General features: G+C 65.8%; 17 protein-coding genes. 10 read left to right on the top strand and 7 right to left on the bottom strand.

What is annotated here, in order from left to right:
• The first annotated feature begins 47 nt into the window (after positions 1-47).
• Positions 48-641 (top strand): MarC family protein, encoded by a 594-nt coding sequence (locus tag FS665_RS15560; protein ID WP_178108357.1) that lies wholly within the window; start codon positions 48-50, stop codon positions 639-641.
• Here FS665_RS15560 and FS665_RS15555 read toward each other — a convergent pair.
• From FS665_RS15555 to cobG, 7 genes are all read right to left on the bottom strand, one after another.
• Positions 638-1261: a hypothetical protein gene (locus FS665_RS15555; protein WP_145190153.1), complete on the bottom strand. Its 624-nt coding sequence runs from the start codon at positions 1259-1261 to the stop codon at positions 638-640. The two genes, FS665_RS15560 and FS665_RS15555, sit on opposite strands and share 4 nt — an antisense overlap.
• Positions 1248-1886: a hypothetical protein gene (locus FS665_RS15550; protein WP_145190150.1), complete on the bottom strand. Its 639-nt coding sequence runs from the start codon at positions 1884-1886 to the stop codon at positions 1248-1250. Before FS665_RS15550 ends, FS665_RS15555 begins: the two co-directional genes overlap by 14 nt.
• Positions 1887-1947: 61 nt before the next feature.
• Positions 1948-2640, bottom strand: a complete 693-nt coding sequence (locus FS665_RS15545) for a hypothetical protein (RefSeq protein WP_145190148.1) — start codon at positions 2638-2640, stop codon at positions 1948-1950.
• 101 nt (positions 2641-2741) lie between these two features.
• Positions 2742-4439: a precorrin-3B C(17)-methyltransferase gene (gene cobJ / locus FS665_RS15540; RefSeq protein WP_145190145.1), complete on the bottom strand. Its 1698-nt coding sequence runs from the start codon at positions 4437-4439 to the stop codon at positions 2742-2744.
• Complete coding sequence (locus FS665_RS15535) at positions 4427-5161, bottom strand: precorrin-2 C(20)-methyltransferase (RefSeq protein ID WP_178108353.1); 735 nt, start codon at positions 5159-5161, stop codon at positions 4427-4429. Before FS665_RS15535 ends, cobJ begins: the two co-directional genes overlap by 13 nt.
• Positions 5158-5784, bottom strand: coding sequence for a precorrin-8X methylmutase (locus FS665_RS15530; protein ID WP_145190142.1), 627 nt, complete (start codon positions 5782-5784; stop codon positions 5158-5160). Before FS665_RS15530 ends, FS665_RS15535 begins: the two co-directional genes overlap by 4 nt.
• Complete coding sequence (gene cobG / locus FS665_RS15525; RefSeq protein ID WP_371921275.1) at positions 5777-7108, bottom strand: precorrin-3B synthase; 1332 nt, start codon at positions 7106-7108, stop codon at positions 5777-5779. The genes FS665_RS15530 and cobG overlap by 8 nt, the downstream gene beginning before the upstream one ends.
• A 165-nt stretch (positions 7109-7273) precedes the next feature.
• On the opposite strand from cobG, the gene cbiE reads away from it, so the two are divergent.
• From cbiE to FS665_RS15480, 9 genes are all read left to right on the top strand, one after another.
• A complete protein-coding gene (gene cbiE / locus FS665_RS15520) occupies positions 7274-8485 on the top strand; it encodes a precorrin-6y C5,15-methyltransferase (decarboxylating) subunit CbiE (protein ID WP_145190136.1) in 1212 nt (403 codons plus the stop codon).
• Positions 8478-9572 (top strand): cobalt-precorrin-5B (C(1))-methyltransferase, encoded by a 1095-nt coding sequence (locus tag FS665_RS15515; RefSeq protein ID WP_145190134.1) that lies wholly within the window; start codon positions 8478-8480, stop codon positions 9570-9572. Before cbiE ends, FS665_RS15515 begins: the two co-directional genes overlap by 8 nt.
• Positions 9569-10285 (top strand): cobalt-precorrin-6A reductase, encoded by a 717-nt coding sequence (locus FS665_RS15510; RefSeq protein ID WP_145190131.1) that lies wholly within the window; start codon positions 9569-9571, stop codon positions 10283-10285. Before FS665_RS15515 ends, FS665_RS15510 begins: the two co-directional genes overlap by 4 nt.
• 167 nt (positions 10286-10452) lie before the next feature.
• Positions 10453-10890: an NfeD family protein gene (locus FS665_RS15505; RefSeq protein WP_145190128.1), complete on the top strand. Its 438-nt coding sequence runs from the start codon at positions 10453-10455 to the stop codon at positions 10888-10890.
• Positions 10891-10917: 27 nt separating this feature from the next.
• Positions 10918-11772, top strand: a complete 855-nt coding sequence (locus FS665_RS15500) for an SPFH domain-containing protein (RefSeq protein ID WP_145190125.1) — start codon at positions 10918-10920, stop codon at positions 11770-11772.
• A gap of 99 nt (positions 11773-11871) precedes the next feature.
• Positions 11872-12282, top strand: a complete 411-nt coding sequence (locus FS665_RS15495) for a DUF2946 domain-containing protein (RefSeq protein ID WP_145190122.1) — start codon at positions 11872-11874, stop codon at positions 12280-12282.
• A 24-nt stretch (positions 12283-12306) separates the two neighbouring features.
• The gene (locus FS665_RS15490) at positions 12307-12792 is read left to right on the top strand and encodes a copper chaperone PCu(A)C (protein ID WP_145190119.1); all 486 of its coding nucleotides are present in this window, start codon (positions 12307-12309) and stop codon (positions 12790-12792) included.
• Between the two features lie 25 nt (positions 12793-12817).
• Positions 12818-13249, top strand: a complete 432-nt coding sequence (locus FS665_RS15485) for a DUF2946 domain-containing protein (RefSeq protein WP_145190116.1) — start codon at positions 12818-12820, stop codon at positions 13247-13249.
• A gap of 66 nt (positions 13250-13315) precedes the next feature.
• Positions 13316-15373 carry a TonB-dependent copper receptor gene (locus FS665_RS15480; protein WP_145190113.1) on the top strand — a complete coding sequence of 686 codons (2058 nt, stop codon included), beginning with the start codon at positions 13316-13318 and terminating at the stop codon, positions 15371-15373.
• Positions 15374-15418: the final 45 nt, after the last annotated feature.

Here is a 15418-nt window from a genome sequence, read left to right as displayed (position 1 = left end):
CGCCCTGCTACACTGGCGCGATTTGAGCCGACCGGACACCGCCCATGCTGCATGACCTGTTCAGTGTCTACCTGAAGATGCTGGTGCTCTACAGTCCGTTCTTCGTGCTGTCGTGCTTCATTGGCCTGACGCGTGGCTACTCCAGCAAAGAGCGTAAACAACTGGCCTGGAAAGTCGCATTCGCCGCGCTGGTGGCCAGCGTGCTGCTCTATCTGTTCGGGCGGGTGATCTTCGGTATCTTCGGAATCACCGCCGACGCGTTTCGCATCGGCGCGGGCAGCGTGCTGTTCATCTCGGCGCTGGGCATGGCCCAGGGCAAGGCCGCTTTTCAGGTCGACAACGTACAGCAGGACGTCACCATCGTGCCGCTGACCATCCCGTTGACGGTCGGCCCAGGGACCATCGGTGCGCTCTTGGTGATGGGGGTGAGTCAGCCGCATGTGGCCGACAAGCTGCTGGCGATCATTAGCATTGCCTTGGCCAGTCTCACCGTTGGCGTGGTGCTGTACCTGTCTCACGGCATCGAGCGGCTGCTGGGCGACCAGGGCTTGCAGATCGTCAGTCGACTGATGGGCCTGTTTGTCTGCGCCTTGGCGGCGCAGATCATTTTCACAGGCATCCAAGGCTACATGCTGCCTTAAAGATCCAGGGCGATGATTTCCTGGCGCATCACGCTCTCGAGGTTGCGCCGCACCTTGGCTTCGAACTCCTGCTGGAACAACCGCACATTGAAGCGCACCAGTTCAGCGCGGACCTGGGTTTTTTCCAGGGTGCTGCTCAGAAAACCTGCGCTGAACGACGCCCGATTTCCCGCCTCGTGATAGATCACCACGTCCACATAGCCTTGTTTGCTCGGGGCGCATGGCACTAGCTGGAACAGGCCCAGTTCGCGGGTGCGTTGTTCCATGTGCCTCAACGGCATCTCGGTGCTCATCAACTTGGGCAACGCCACCGCCAGACTGCGGGCATGTTGCTCGCCAGCGACCTTGCCCACCGATTCCAGCGCCTTGTCGGTAATAGCTTTGCGTTGCGGTTTGGGCCAGTGCACCTGCTCGGATGCCAGCGCATCCCAGCCCAGGTACTGCAGACGCCTGCGGTAATAGCTGTACCAGTCATCGACCAGACCGTCTGCGTGATCGCGCCGGGTGATGCGCTCGCTCAGCAGCACCGCCAGTTGCACGGCATCACGTTGCTGTTCGGTAATGCCTGGCAGAAACGATACCAGGCTGCCACCCACAACCGAGGCACTAACCCCGTCCATGCATACCTCCCGCCCCCAGCTTGCCCAGGTAAGTGAAGTAGTCACGCTCATGTTTGCTTTCGAGCAGTTCGCGCAGATCGCTGCGCTTGAGCGCCAGCAACTGCTCGACAGGGCTGCCCACCCAGCCGCGAAACGCCATGCGCCGCTCCTGGCTGACGGGCCCGCTATCGACGACCGCACTGCACAACGCCATTACCTGTGCGCTGGATACCACCGCCAGCTCACTGGCGATCCCGGCCGCCGAGCGCGCGAAGCGCGTCAGGTGCTTGTGCGCAGAGGGCAAGCCTAATGCACCGGCGACACCTGGCAAGCTATCCTCCAGGGAGGCATCGCGCTCGAGTAACCATTGCTCCATGCACTGCAACGGCGTGGGGGATTGTTCATCCACAGTGGATTGCTCGGCGTGATTCATTACACCGACCCACCCCAGGTCGCTCAAACCCTGGCGAAATTGCTCGAACCAGTGCCCGGCATTTGCCGCCGCTTCGCCAGCGCGTTTGCTGGCGAGCAATTGCGCGTAGAGCACACAGTCCAGGGCGTCTTGACGTTGCTGCAGGGTCAGCGCGTTATCGATCAAAAGTGCCGAACTGCCTGCCAGCCACAGGGTGAAACGTTCATCGGCCATACTGGCGTCTCCTGTTGTTCACACCAACAAAGCAAGGGATGCCGAGGCATCCCCAGGTGGCTCAAATGTCGTAGTCCAGGACTTTGCTGATGGTGTTCTGCGTGAGCTTGTCGCGAATGGTCGCGCGTACGGTGTCGTACAGATCGCGGTTGAACACGAACAAGGCCTTGCCGGTATAGAGCGCCGATGCCGAGCTCTTCCACTCGAACAGCACCGTGTTCAGGTTGTTGTCATCGAACGGCGTGGTATCCACGGCGCTCACGGCCAGGAAGATCTCGCCGGCATCGTTCTGGATGCAGGCGCCCAGCCCGACGGTGCTGGCCTTTCGCTCCTTGAGATTGCGCTGGAAGATGTCCTGGGCTTCGGTGACCTTGCCCAGGCCTTCGAGCGCGTCGCTGGCCAACTGCGCCAGGGCGTCGGTGAGTGGGTTGCTGAGCACCGCCTGCCCCACCACCTTGATGCCCTTGAACATGATCGCGCCCAACTTCAACGACTGCGACTGCGAGCTTTCGCGCTCGTAAGCCCGCTGCAGGGTGACCCAGCCACAGTCGCGCATGGTTTCGATGAATTGGTTGAACCACGCTTCGGTCTGCCCTTCCTGGGAGTAGCGCTTGGACGCCACGCGAGAGGCAAACTGATAGACGTTCTTGATGTCGGAGCGAACGTCGGGGTCCAGGCCGACGCCAAAGGCCAGGATGGATTGATCGATGACCGCAGCCGACTTATTGGCCGCGGAAGTGGTGTCGATAGTCATGCAACGCTTCCTCGCAGGTAGACCCCGACGCCGTTCGTCGAGGTCCATGCACCCTACGCAATGCCCTTGCGGCAAGCTGGCAGGAAGGCGTTCCCGAGCGCTTAGCGCGGTTGTGGGTACCAGCGCGGTGTGTACACCCACTGGCTGCCATCGACCCGCTCGATGGTGCGCGTGGTGGAGGAGCCAATCAGCACCATGGTGCGCATGTCGACCATGTCCGGGCGTAACTGCGCCAAGCTGACGACCTTGAGCGTCTGCCCGGGTCTGCCGATATCGCGGCCAAGGACCACCGGGGTCGAACCCTCGCGGTACTGGCGTACCACGTCCAGGGCCACCCCCAACTGATGGGGCCGCGAACGCGAGATCGGGTTGTAGAACGCCAGCACCAGGTCAGCTTGCGCGGCCAGGGCCAGACGCTTTTCGATGATCGACCAGGGTTTGAGGTTGTCCGACAGCGACATCACGCAGAAATCGTGGCCCAGCGGTGCGCCAGCCTGCGCAGCGGTAGCCAGGGACGCGGAGACCCCTGGCAGCATCTCCAGGTCGACGCGATGCCAGGCGGGGTCGCTGGACGCATCCAGCGCCTCCAGTACAGCCGCAGCCATGGCGAAGACACCAGGGTCCCCGGAAGACACCACCACCACCCGGCGTCCCTGAGCGGCCAGTTCGAAGGCGTGGCGGGCGCGCTGCATTTCTTCACGGTTATCGGTGCAATGCAAAACCTGGTCGTCACGGAATGGGCCAGCCATGCGCACGTAGGTTTCGTAGCCGAGCACGTCATCGGCGCGCGCCAACTCGGCCTTGACGGCCGGCACCATCAACTCGGCCGCGCCCGGGCCCAAGCCAACGACTGCCAGACGACCGCGGCGCCGGCCGATGCTGTGTACCTGCACCGGTTGCGCTGCCACGGCGATGGCCACGCCGGTCTGCTCGATCAATTGCGCAGTCGGCAAGGCCGTGGCGAGCATGTCCGCCACATCGGTCGGCTTGGCGGCAAAGCGCAGAGGCACCGCCAAGGCTTGCGCAGCCTCGTGCAGGACGCTGTCGGCCATGGCCTGCTCGTCGGCCAGCACACAGGCCAGTGCCGCCTCGGCAATGCCGGCTTGCTGCAGCGCCTGGCGGATACTGGCCAGGTCGCCGCCTGCCGTGCCGACCACCACCGAGCGGGGATGAATCAGTAACTCGTCGCGGTGCGCCGGTCGTGCGCGCGGGCCCACATGAATGGTGCGCTGTGCCGCCTGGCTGGCTGGTAACTGCGCCTGCTGCAGCCAGGGCGCGTCCCCTTCGATACGCACCGCTGCACCTGCCAGCAGATCGGAAACGAAACGCTTGCCTTGCTCCAGATCCGCCAGCGCGTAGCCCTGCGGCGGATTCAACAGGCAGGTGCCAAAACGCAGCTCGCCACTGGTGGTGATGGCAGCCGCCACGTCCAGCGCAGCGCCCAGTTCGCGGGCCATCACATTGACTCCGGACAGCCCACCAAGCAGCGGCACCACGGCACTGCCATCTTCGGCGACGGCCAATACCGGCGGCTCGTCGCCCTTCTCGCCGAGCACGCAGGCCAGGCTGCGGATGACGATGCCGGCCGCGCACAGCGCGATGATTGGCGTGGCTTGCTGATACAACCCACGCAGGTGTTCGCCAAACTGGCTGTACAGCTGGTCGGCACCTGCGACCCGCCCGTGCAGGCCATGGATCGACGCCTGCGGGTAGCACTGCTGGATGCGCTGGGCGGTGGCGAGACTACCGGGACCGAGCACGACGATTGCCGGTGCCTTGTGCATGTTCAACCCTGCCATTTTTCCCCCGGCACGATGATCAGCGAAAAGTACGGCGAAGACTGCGGATCGACCTGCTCCAGCGACACGATCTTCTGGTTGGCCATGGTCGCCCGCTCGACGTACAGGGCGCGCTGGTCAAGGCCCAGTTCGGCCAGTACTTCGCGCACCTTGGGGAAGTTACGCCCAAGCTTCATGATCACCGCCGCATCGGCGTCGGCCAGGCGGCGCTTGAGTTCGGCTGCAGGCAGCACGCCCGACAGTACCGACAGGCTCTGGTTGCGATAGACCAGAGGCGCGCCGAGCACCGAGGCACCGCCAAGCATCGAGCATACGCCGGGGATGACTTGCGCCTGGTAGGCCGCTGCCAGGCGATCATGCAGGTACATGTAGGAGCCATAGAAAAACGGATCGCCTTCGCAGATCACCGCCACGTCGCGCCCTGCGTCCAAGTGCTCGGCGACCTGCACCGCGGCTTCGTCATAGAAGTCGCTGATCACCTGCTCGTAGGACAGCGGCGCGGGGAGCACCTCGGTGGTCACCGGGTAGACCAGCGGCAGCAACGTCTGCTCAGCCTGCAGGTGCGCTTCGATGATGCCGAAGGCGTTGCCGCGCTTGCCCTTGGCCACGAAATACGCGACCACCGGCGCCTCGCGCAGCAAGCGCAGCGCCTTGACCGTGATCAGTTCAGGATCGCCAGGCCCGACACCCAGGCCCAGCAGACGTCCACGCGGCGCCATCATTCCACCTCCGTGGCCAGCGCATTGACCGCAGCCGCGGCCATCGCGCTACCGCCCAGGCGGCCCTGCATGATCACGAACGGCACGCCCCGGCTATCGGCCGCCAGCATCGCCTTGGACTCGGCAGCGCCGACGAAGCCGACCGGGAAGCCGAGGATCAACGCAGGCTTCGGTGCACCGGCATCGAGCATCTCCAACAGATAGAACAGCGCGGTCGGGGCGTTGCCGATGACCACCACGCTGCCCTCCAGGTGCGGGCGCCACAATTCCAGGGCCACCGCCGAACGGGTATTGCCGGCGTCCTTGGCCAGCCCAGGCACGCTGGGGTCGCGCAAGGTGCAGATCACCGGGTTGTTGGCCGGCAGGCGAGCACGGGTGATGCCTTCGGCGACCATGTGCGCATCACACAGGATCGGTGCGCCCTTGGCCAAAGCCTCGCGACCGGCGCGACCGGCGCCTGTGGAGAACTGCAGGCCATCGATGGCCTCGACCATGCCGCAGGCATGGATCACGCGCACGGCGAGCTTTTCCAGATCGGCAGGGATCCGCTCCAGCCGGGCCTCCTCGCGGATGATGCGGAAGGAATTGCGATAGATCTCCTGACCATCGCGGATGTAGTCAATCATCAAGGTGCTCCGTCGGCAGGGCGAGCATGGCGCCTGCTTCATTCAAGGTAAGGTCGGTGGCGCGCAGGGCACCGAAGCCCGAAAGACGCGCGTCACGCAGATACAGGTCGTAACGGCCCGGCGCGCGGGCCAGCAAGGTCGCCGCGGCGACATGCGCCACGGCGCAAGAGCGTGAGCAACCAGACAGGTGCACGCTGCCAGGGGCGCCGCCGCCCAGTACTGCGGCCAGTTGCACGGCATCGGCCTTGGTGTCGGCCAGGCCCTTGGCGCAGCCCTGGCTGCCGGTGCAGGCGACCAGGCGCGTCAGCGGCTCATCGGCCTGGCACAGCAGGCCCAGGGCAGACAGTTCGGCACGTGCAGGCTGTAGGCCGGCCGCCTCTATATTGGTCAGCATCAGGCTTTGCCACGGGCTCAGGCGCAGGCTGCCATCACCCCACTGCCTGGCCACCTTGGCCACGCCGCGCAGCATGCCTGGCGACAGCCGGCCCAGCGGTGGGGCCACGCCCAGGGCCAGCCCGTGCTGCTGCTCGACCACGCCCAGCCACGGGCGGTTGGCAGCCGCTCGGCGCCAGCCCAGCACCGCCGCATCGCGGCGAAGCGGCAGACCGAGGCCAGCGATGAACGCTTGCGCCGTGTCTGCGTGGAGCAATTGGCGCATACGTGACTGCTCGGCGCTGGCCAGGTCGAGAAAGCGCTCAAGCACCGCGCGCACCAACGCCAGGCCCTGCGCCAGCGGGACTGCGCCCAGCACCTGGCCATCGGCCGGGCTGCTGGCCAGGCCGAATGCCAGCCAGTCGCAATGGTCCAGTTGCAGCGGCGAGAGCCACAGGTCGTGGGGGTGCTCGAGCATCGCCACGCCCTCGCCGCCATCAAGTTGCACGGCGAACTTGGCCGACAGCTGATGAAAGCGTGGGGTGCCTTGCAGCAGCTCGAGAATCTGCCCGGCCAGCGGCCGCACATCCAGCAACATCGCCGGATCATGCCCGGCCAGGGGGCTGAGCATCAGGTTGCGCACATCGTCGCTGGCGGCATCGCGCGGGCCGAGCCCTGCGTCCAGCAAGCTGTCGATCAGCGCCGCATGATCGCTGCCGATGCCGCGGATCTGCAGGTTGCCCCGGTTGGTCGCCTCGATCACACCGCTGGCGAAGCGCTCGGCCGCCGTGGCCAGCGCCTCGGCCTGATCGGCCAGCAGCACGCCACCCGGCAGCTTGACCCGGCAGATGCCACCGTCGCGAGCACTGACGATGCGCCACAACCCCGGGCAGGCCGAGGGGCGCAGAGGAACGGCGGTGGGCTTGGCTGAGGTCAAGGGAGTGTCCGGCAATCGCTGAAAATGCGCTTGAGTGTAGAAGGCGCGGTATTATGCCTGCTTTGTCCGGCAGCATGAAAAGCCGGTGGTCGCGCATCGACGATGATCGCGCGCGATTTTCACGACCGCGTCGCCCGTTTCGCAGGCAAGGCGCCCCCAAATTATGGCGGAAGCACACACATGACCCCCTGGCTGACAGTAGTAGGCATCGGCGAAGACGGTTACGGCGGCCTGGGCAAACAGGCCCGCCGCGCCCTGCTGGGTGCCTCGCTGATCATCGGCAGCCCGCGCCAGCTGGCCCTGCTCCCGCCTTGCATCGGCGCGCAGCGGCAAGACTGGCCAACCCCGTTCGCCCTCGCCCCGGTGTTGGCCCTGCGTGGCCAACCGGTGTGCGTGCTGGCCAGCGGCGACCCGATGTTCTATGGCGTCGGCGCAAGCCTTGCGCGCCAGGTGGCAGCAGCAGAAATGCAGGTGCTGTCGATGCCGTCCTGTTGCAGCCTGGCTGCCGCGCGCCTGGGCTGGCCGCTGCACGACGTGCAGGTGCTATCGGTGGTGGCGCGCCCGCTTGCGGCGCTCAATGCTCACTTGTACAGCGGCCAGCGCCTGCTGGTGCTGTGCAACGACGGCAAGAGCCCGGCGGCCATCGCTGCACTGCTGCGCGAGCGTGGCTACGGCCCCAGCCGCCTGCACGTGCTCGAACACCTGGGCGGGCCAGCCGAGCGGCAGGTGAGCGGCAGCGCCGACGACTGGCCCCACGGCGACAGCGCCGCGCTCAATGTGCTGGCCATCGAATGTCTGGCTGAGCTCCATGCGCTGCGCCTGCCCCGGGTGCCGGGCCTGGCCGACGACGCCTTTCGCCATGACGGGCAATTGACCAAGCGCGACGTGCGCGCCATCACCCTGGCGCGCCTGGCGCCGCAGCCGGGCGAGCTGCTGTGGGACGTGGGCGCCGGATGCGGCTCGATCGGCATCGAGTGGATGCGCGCCCATCCGGCCTGTCGCGCCCTGGCGATCGAGGCCGACGCAGGCCGCCAGGCCTTCATCGAATACAACCGCGACGCCCTCGGCGTGCCCGGCTTGCAACTGGTGCGCGGCAAGGCGCCGCAGGCGCTGGCCGGCCTGGAACGCCCAGACGCCATCTTCATCGGCGGCGGCGTGACCGCTGAAGGGGTGTTGCCGCACTGCTGGGAGCGGTTGCGCCCCGGCGGACGCCTGGTCGCCAATGCGGTGACCGTGCAGAGCGAACTGGCCTTGGCGCAGTTTCGCCAGCAGCAGGGCGGCGACCTGACCCGCATCCATGTAGCCCACGCCCAGCCGCTGGGCGCCTTCGATACCTGGCGCCAGGCGTTGCCGATCACTCTGCTCGACGTGGTGAAACCGCTCGATGCGTGAGGAAACCCGCGAACAACCCGCCCCACTGCGCAGCGGCCTGACCACCGGCAGCTGCGCCACCGCCACCAGCCTGGCTGCGGCCAAACTGCTGCTCACCGGCCAGTGCGATGACGCGGTCAGCATCACCCTGCCCAAGGGCAAGGTGGTGCAGATGCGTCTGGAATTCTGCCGGCTCGACCACGACATGGCCGAGGCCGGCACCCTCAAGGACGCCGGCGATGACCCGGACGTGACCCACGGCGCGTTGCTCTACAGTCAGATCCGCCTGCAAGCGCAGGCGGGCGTGCGCTTCGTTGCGGGCCAAGGCGTCGGTACCGTGACCCGTCCCGGTCTGGTGCTGGCGGTGGGCGAGCCGGCGATCAACCCGGTCCCGCGACGCATGATTTGCGAGCATTTGCAGCAGCTGGCCAATGACTGCGGCTATACCGGGGGCTTCGAAGTCACGGTCAACGTCCAGGGCGGCGAGCAGCTGGCGCTGAAGACCATGAACCCGCGCCTGGGCATCCTCGGCGGCTTGTCGATTCTGGGCACCAGCGGCATCGTCCGGCCGTTCTCCTGTGCGGCGTACATCGCCTCCATCCACCAGGGTATCGATGTCGCCCACAGCAATGGCTACCGGCACATCGCCGCCTGCACCGGCAACGCCAGCGAAGACACCATGCGCCGAGTCTACGGCCTGCCTGAAATCGCCTTGATCGAGATGGGCGACTTCGTCGGTGCGGTGCTCAAGCACCTGCGCAAGGTGCCGGTGGCACGCCTGAGCCTGTGCGGTGGCTTCGGCAAGATCAGCAAGCTGGCTGCCGGGCACATGGACCTGCACAGCCGTCATTCCAGCATCGACCTGCCGCAGTTGGCCGGCTGGGCCGCAGCGCTCGGTGCCGACGATCAGTTGCAAGCGGCCATCGTAGCCGCCAACACCAGCCAGCAGGCCTTGGCCTTGGCGCACGCCGCCGGCATTGCCTTGGGCGACGCCGTCTGTAGCCATGCCCTGGCCTTCGCCCGTAGCGTGGTGCCGGACCAGGTCCAGGTCGAGGTGTTCGCCATCGACCGCCAGGGTGGCGTGGTCGGCACGGCGGGTGTGCAATGAAGCGCATCCTGCTGCTGGGCGGTATCACCGAAGCGCTGGCGGTAGCGCGCCAGCTTGGCCCTGAGCATGTCTACAGCCTGGCCGGCATTGGCCGGGTACCGCAGGACCTTGCCTGCACGGTACGGGTCGGCGGCTACGGCGGCGCCGAGGGGCTTGCCACTTACCTCGGCGAAGCCGGCATCAGCCTGCTGATCGACGCCACCCACCCTTATGCTGCGCAGATCAGCCGCAATGCCGCCAGCGCGGCACGCGCCGTCGGTATACCGTACTGGGCATTGCGCCGGCCAGCCTGGCAGGCGCAGGCCGGCGACGACTGGCGAGAGGTAGAGGATTGGCCAGGCTTGATCGAAGCGCTCAAGCCCTTTCGCCGCCCGCTGTTCACCCTCGGGCGCGAGCCGCTGCAACACCTTGATGAAATTCCGCCAGAACAGTTCTGGACCTTGCGCGCCCTGGAGGCCTGCCCCGGCAACGCCCGCTGCGAAGTGATCGGCGCCCGCGGGCCATTTCGCCTGGACGACGAGCGAGCCCTGTTCGCGCGGCGCGGCATCGATGTACTGGTCAGCAAGAACAGTGGCAGCGCGGCGACCGAGCCCAAGCTCGAGGTCGCCCGCGAGCGCCGGGTTCCGGTGCTGGTGCTCAAGCGGCCTGAACTGCCCAGCGCGGACCGGGAGTTTCATGACGTGCAGGCCTTGCTCGAACGCATATGCCATTGACCGATCGACGAAGATTGGCGGGTCTGATGCCCAGGTTTCCAGATTCTTGTAGAAATTTCCCACAGCGCAAATCGGCAAAAGACACTCTCTGATCAGACAGATCTAAATGGCCATTAGCCTCGACGCGAGGATAGACTTCCCCTCCTACTGCGCAGGGTATGGCTCAAATGGAAATGCAATGGTGGATCTGGCTGGTCTTCGGCATCGCGCTGATTCTGCTCGAACTGGTCCTGCCCACGTTCTTCATCATCTGGTTCGGTATCGGCGCAGTATTGGTGGCGCTGATCGCCATGGCCGCGCCGACCTTGCAGCTGGACATGCAAGTGCTGAGTTGGGTGCTGTTCTCCTCGGTGACCACGCTGCTCTGGTTCAGGCTGTTCAAGCCCAAGCAGCCAGACGTGCGCTGGACCGCAGACAGCGTGATCGGTGAAGTCGGCCTGCTCACCGCCAGCGTTTCGCAGTTCCAGAAAGGCCGTGTGCGTTTCCAGAAGCCGTTGCTGGGCAGCGAAGAATGGACCTGCGTCGCCGACACCGACATCCCCGCCGGCGAGCGGGTGCGATTGATCGCCGTCGAAGGCAACACCGCGCGGGTCGTGCGCGCCTGATCGACTCAACTTAAAAGGAAGTTTCCCATGACCAGCCTCATCGTCGTCGGCGCCCTCGCCGTGTTCGTCCTCATCACCGTGTTCAAGGGCGTGCGCATCGTGCCCCAGGGCGAGGAATGGATCGTCGAGCGCCTCGGGCGCTACCACAACACGCTCAAGCCGGGCCTGAACATCGTCATTCCCTACATGGACGTGGTGGCCTACCGGCTGCCGACCAAGGACATCATTCTCGATGTCCAGGAGCAGGAAATCATCACCAAAGACAACGCCGTGATCGTCGCCAACGCGCTGTGCTTCGCCAAGGTGGTCGATCCGCAGAAGGCCTCGTACGGCGTGCAGAACTTCTCTTTCGCCGTCACCAGCCTGACCATGACCTCGCTGCGCGCCATCGTCGGCGCCATGGACCTGGACGAAGCCCTGTCGAGTCGCGAGCAGATCAAGGCGCGTCTGCGCGAAGCCATGTCCGAGCAGACCGAGGACTGGGGCGTCACCGTACGCTCGGTGGAAATCCAGGACATCAAGCCTTCGCAGAACATGCAGCTGGCCATGGAGCGCCAGGCTGCCGCCGAGCGTGAACGAAAAGCCGACGTGACGCGCGCCGAAGGGGCCAAGCAGGCGGCGATCCTCGAAGCCGAAGCCCGTCTGCAGGCGGCCAAGCTCGACGCCGAGGCGCAGATCAACCTCGCGCAAGCGTCGGCACGTGCCATTTCCCTGGTCAAGGACGCGGTGGGCAACGAGACCGTACCGGCCATGTACCTGCTCGGTGAGCGCTACATCGGCGCCATGGAAAACCTCGCCAGCAGCGACAATGCCAAGGTCGTGGTGCTGCCTGCGGACCTGCAGGAGACGGTGCGTGGCCTGATGGGCCGTGGCAAGGTGTAAGGCGCAGCCGGGGCCATCTGCGTCACTTCACCGCACCCCGGCATTTTTCCCTATACTCCGTTTTACAATACCGCCCACGATTCCTGACCGGATCTCTCCATGCCCCCACGTCGGCACCTTGCCTGGATAGCCTGCCTTGCAGTGCTGTTCAACCTGCTGGCCATGCCGCTGTCTTCTGCCGCGCCCAAAGGCCCGGCCGATCAGCTGCTGTGGGGGGCGTTCTGTTCCAGCATGACCGGCAAGGCCAAGGTCGATATCCAGGCCCTGGCCAAGATCGACCTCGGCAGCCAGGGCGACCAGCATTCCAACATGCAGCACTGCTGGTGCTGCTCGGGCGCGGCCCCGCTGCTGGCGCTGCCAGGCTATCCGGCGCAACTGCACACCCCGCCCGCGCTGTTCGCCGGGCAGGTCGCGGCGCTCATCGATTATCGCCCCACTCCGCGCCAGTTATGGCCTGCGCTCAACCCCCGCGCCTCTCCCGTTGCCTTGAGTTTTCAGCTGTCAGCCTGAACCTCAATCGATCGGAGACTCACCATGTTCAAGCATGCCCTCATCCTGGCCGCCCTGCTGCTGCCCGGTGCCTATGCCAGCGCCCACGAATACAGCGTTGGCGACCTGCACATCGCCCACCCGTGGTCACTGCAACTGCCGCCCAACGCGCCCAATGTCGCGGCCTACTTCGTCGTGCACAACAACGGCAAGGTCGATGACCGCCTCTTGAGCGTCGACAGTCCGATCAGCGACGACGCGCAACTGCACGAACACGCCCAGGGCAGCGACGGCGCCATGCGCATGCAACAGGTCCAGAGCGTGGTGGTGCCAGCCGGCAAGGATTTGACCTTCGCTCCCGGCGCTTATCACGTCATGCTCATGCAGCCCAAGGACCGCAGCCTGCTCAGCGATGGCCAGCGTTTCCCGCTGACCCTGCATTTCCAAAGGGCCGGCGACATCACCGTGCAGGTTGCCGTGCAGCAGCAGGCGCCAGCGCAGCCCACGCAGGATCACCAGCACGCGCACTGATAGCTGCTGACCGGCACTCGCGAGCATGAGCCTGCCTCGCAACAGCTCCAGCCGAACCACCCGCCCTGAACGCAGGCGCATCGGTGGCGGCTGGCTGAGCCTGTTCGCCATGTGGATGATCTTCATCGGACCACTGATCGCTCAGTCGATGCCGATGGATCACCACGCCGGCATGTCCATGCCGATGTCGATGTCCATGCCCGAGGCCCACCACGCCTCAGGCGTCATGCAGCAAAGCCATGGCGACGATGGCCAGTTGCATGTGATGTGGGAAAAATGCGGCTATTGCAGCTTGCTGTTCAACTGCCCCGCCCTGCCGCAGACCCACAGCCCCCTCGCGCTGGCCAGCAGCGTCCCGCCCACCCTCAACGGTCGACCGACACGCCAGGGCCATGCCCGACAGGCCGTATTTCCAGGGGCGCGCAGCCGCGCGCCGCCCTCTTCGATCAGCGTTTGAGCCAATCGCTAACGCTCGAAGCCACACGGCTTCGCGTTCATTCCTGACTGATCGACTGGAATCACTATGTCCGGCTGTACCCTTGTGTCCAAATCCAACCGAGGCGCTGCGCTCACGGCGCTGTGCGGATCGCTCTTGGCCCCACTGGCCGTGGCCGCGCCAACGGGCCATGTTCACCCAGAGGCTGAATTGAGCCCCACCGTCGTCACCGCCATCGCGCCAAGCTCTCCGCTGACCGTGGTGACCAACCCCAAGGAACCGCGCCAACCCGTACCGGCCAGTGATGGCGCCGACTACCTGAAAACCATCCCGGGTTTTGCCGCGATCCGTGCCGGTGGCACCAACGGCGACCCGGTGCTGCGGGGCATGTTCGGCTCACGTTTGAACATCCTTACCAATGGCGGGCTGATGCTCGGCGCCTGCCCCAACCGCATGGATGCGCCGACGTCCTACATCGCACCGGAAACCTATGACCGCCTGACCGTGATCAAAGGCCCGCAGAGCGTCATCTGGGGCCCGGGCGGGTCGGCCGGGACGGTTCTGTTCGAGCGCGAACCGGTATCCTTCGGCACCCTCGGCAGCCGGGTCAACGCCAGTTTGCTGGCCGGCTCCAATGGCCGTTTCGACAAGGTGCTGGACGCCGCAGCTGGCAACGGCCAGGGCTACGCGCGATTTGTCGGCAACCAGTCGCGCGCGGACGACTACCACGACGGCCACGGTGACAGCGTGCCCTCGCGCTGGGAAAAGTGGAACGGCGACGTAGCGCTGGGCTGGACGCCCGACCAGGACACCTTGGTCGAACTCAGCGCAGGCAAGGGCGACGGTAAAGCCCGCTATGCCGGGCGCGGCATGGACGGCGCGCAGTTCAAGCGCGAAAGCCTGGGGCTGCGGGTCGAAAAGTCCAACCTCGGCGAGGTTCTCGACAAGGTCGAGGCGCAGGTTTACTACAACTACGCCGACCACGTGATGGACAACTACAGCCTGCGCACGCCCTCGGGCACCGGCATGATGGCCGGGCCCATGGCCGCCGCCGTCGAACGCCGCACCATGGGCGGGCGCATCAAGGCGACCTGGCGCTGGGCCGACGTGCAGCTGATCGGCGGCCTCGATGCACAGACCAATCAACACCGTGCGCGCAGCGCCATGGGCATCGACACCTACAAGCACCTGCCCTGGACCAAGGATGCCGCATTTCACGACTACGGCGCCTTCGCCGAGGCCACCTGGTACGCCACAGGCGTTGACCGGCTGATCGCCGGCGCCCGCGTTGATCGCGCGTCGGCCAAGGACTACCGCGCCAGCAGCCTGACCCGCGACAATACCCGCGCCGACACCCTGCCCAGCGGCTTCGTGCGCTACGAGCACGATCTCGCGGCAGTGCCCGCCACCGCCTACGTGGGCCTGGGCCATGCCCAGCGCTTCCCGGACTACTGGGAGCTGTTTTCCCCCACCCGGGGACCGGCAGGTTCGCTCAACGCCTTCGACAGCATCAAGCCGGAGAAGACCACCCAGCTCGACGTTGGCCTGCACTACCGCAGCGAGCGTCTGGAGGCCTGGGCCTCGGGTTATGTCGGGCAAATCCGCGACTACATCCTGTTCGACTACCGCAGCGCAATGATGGGCATGAGCACATCGCAAGCGCGCAACATCGACGCCCGCATCATGGGTGGCGAGGTGGGCGCAGCCTACGCCCTGAGCGAGCGCTGGAAAGCCGACGCGACCATGGCCTACGCCTGGGGCAAGAACAGCAGCGACGGTCGCGCCCTGGCGCAGATGCCGCCGTTGGAGAGCCGCCTGGGCCTGACCTATCAGCGCGAGCAGTGGAGCGCTGGCGCATTGTGGCGCCTGGTGGCGGCGCAGCACCGCATCAGCCAGAACCAGGGCAATGTGGTCGGCAAGGACTTCGGCCAGAGCGCAGGCTTCGGCGTGTTCTCGCTCAACGCCGCCTACAAGATCAACCGCAACCTCAAGCTCAGCGCCGGTGTCGACAACCTGTTCGACAAGACCTACGCCGAGCACCTGAACCTGGCCGGCAACGCCGGGTTCGGCTATCCGGCCAGCGACCCTCAGGCGGTCAACGAGCCAGGCCGGACCCTGTGGACGAAAGTCGATTTCAGCTTCTGACGATAACGATGGGCGCGGTTGCGGCCGCGCCCTCATGTGGGTCCA

Source organism: Pseudomonas sp. URMO17WK12:I11 (genome assembly GCF_007677725.1).
Lineage (GTDB): Bacteria > Pseudomonadota > Gammaproteobacteria > Pseudomonadales > Pseudomonadaceae > Aquipseudomonas.
The sequence above is the reverse complement of the archived record's forward strand: the minus strand, read 5'-3'. Positions and strand labels throughout refer to the sequence as shown.

Bases quoted from the DNA above. Each gene is read 5' to 3' on its own strand.
- FS665_RS15480 (WP_145190113.1), top strand. From the start codon at position 13,316: ATGTCCGGCTGTACCCTTGTGTCCAAATCCAACCGAGGCGCTGCGCTC.
- FS665_RS15510 (WP_145190131.1), top strand. From the start codon at position 9,569: ATGAAGCGCATCCTGCTGCTGGGCGGTATCACCGAAGCGCTGGCGGTA.
- FS665_RS15550 (WP_145190150.1), bottom strand. From the start codon at position 1,886: ATGGCCGATGAACGTTTCACCCTGTGGCTGGCAGGCAGTTCGGCACTT.
- FS665_RS15505 (WP_145190128.1), top strand. From the start codon at position 10,453: ATGGAAATGCAATGGTGGATCTGGCTGGTCTTCGGCATCGCGCTGATT.
- FS665_RS15515 (WP_145190134.1), top strand. From the start codon at position 8,478: ATGCGTGAGGAAACCCGCGAACAACCCGCCCCACTGCGCAGCGGCCTG.
- FS665_RS15495 (WP_145190122.1), top strand. From the start codon at position 11,872: ATGCCCCCACGTCGGCACCTTGCCTGGATAGCCTGCCTTGCAGTGCTG.
- cbiE (WP_145190136.1), top strand. From the start codon at position 7,274: ATGACCCCCTGGCTGACAGTAGTAGGCATCGGCGAAGACGGTTACGGC.
- FS665_RS15535 (WP_178108353.1), bottom strand. From the start codon at position 5,161: ATGATGGCGCCGCGTGGACGTCTGCTGGGCCTGGGTGTCGGGCCTGGC.
- FS665_RS15555 (WP_145190153.1), bottom strand. From the start codon at position 1,261: ATGGACGGGGTTAGTGCCTCGGTTGTGGGTGGCAGCCTGGTATCGTTT.
- FS665_RS15490 (WP_145190119.1), top strand. From the start codon at position 12,307: ATGTTCAAGCATGCCCTCATCCTGGCCGCCCTGCTGCTGCCCGGTGCC.
- FS665_RS15500 (WP_145190125.1), top strand. From the start codon at position 10,918: ATGACCAGCCTCATCGTCGTCGGCGCCCTCGCCGTGTTCGTCCTCATC.
- FS665_RS15485 (WP_145190116.1), top strand. From the start codon at position 12,818: ATGAGCCTGCCTCGCAACAGCTCCAGCCGAACCACCCGCCCTGAACGC.
- FS665_RS15530 (WP_145190142.1), bottom strand. From the start codon at position 5,784: ATGATTGACTACATCCGCGATGGTCAGGAGATCTATCGCAATTCCTTC.
- cobJ (WP_145190145.1), bottom strand. From the start codon at position 4,439: ATGGCAGGGTTGAACATGCACAAGGCACCGGCAATCGTCGTGCTCGGT.
- FS665_RS15545 (WP_145190148.1), bottom strand. From the start codon at position 2,640: ATGACTATCGACACCACTTCCGCGGCCAATAAGTCGGCTGCGGTCATC.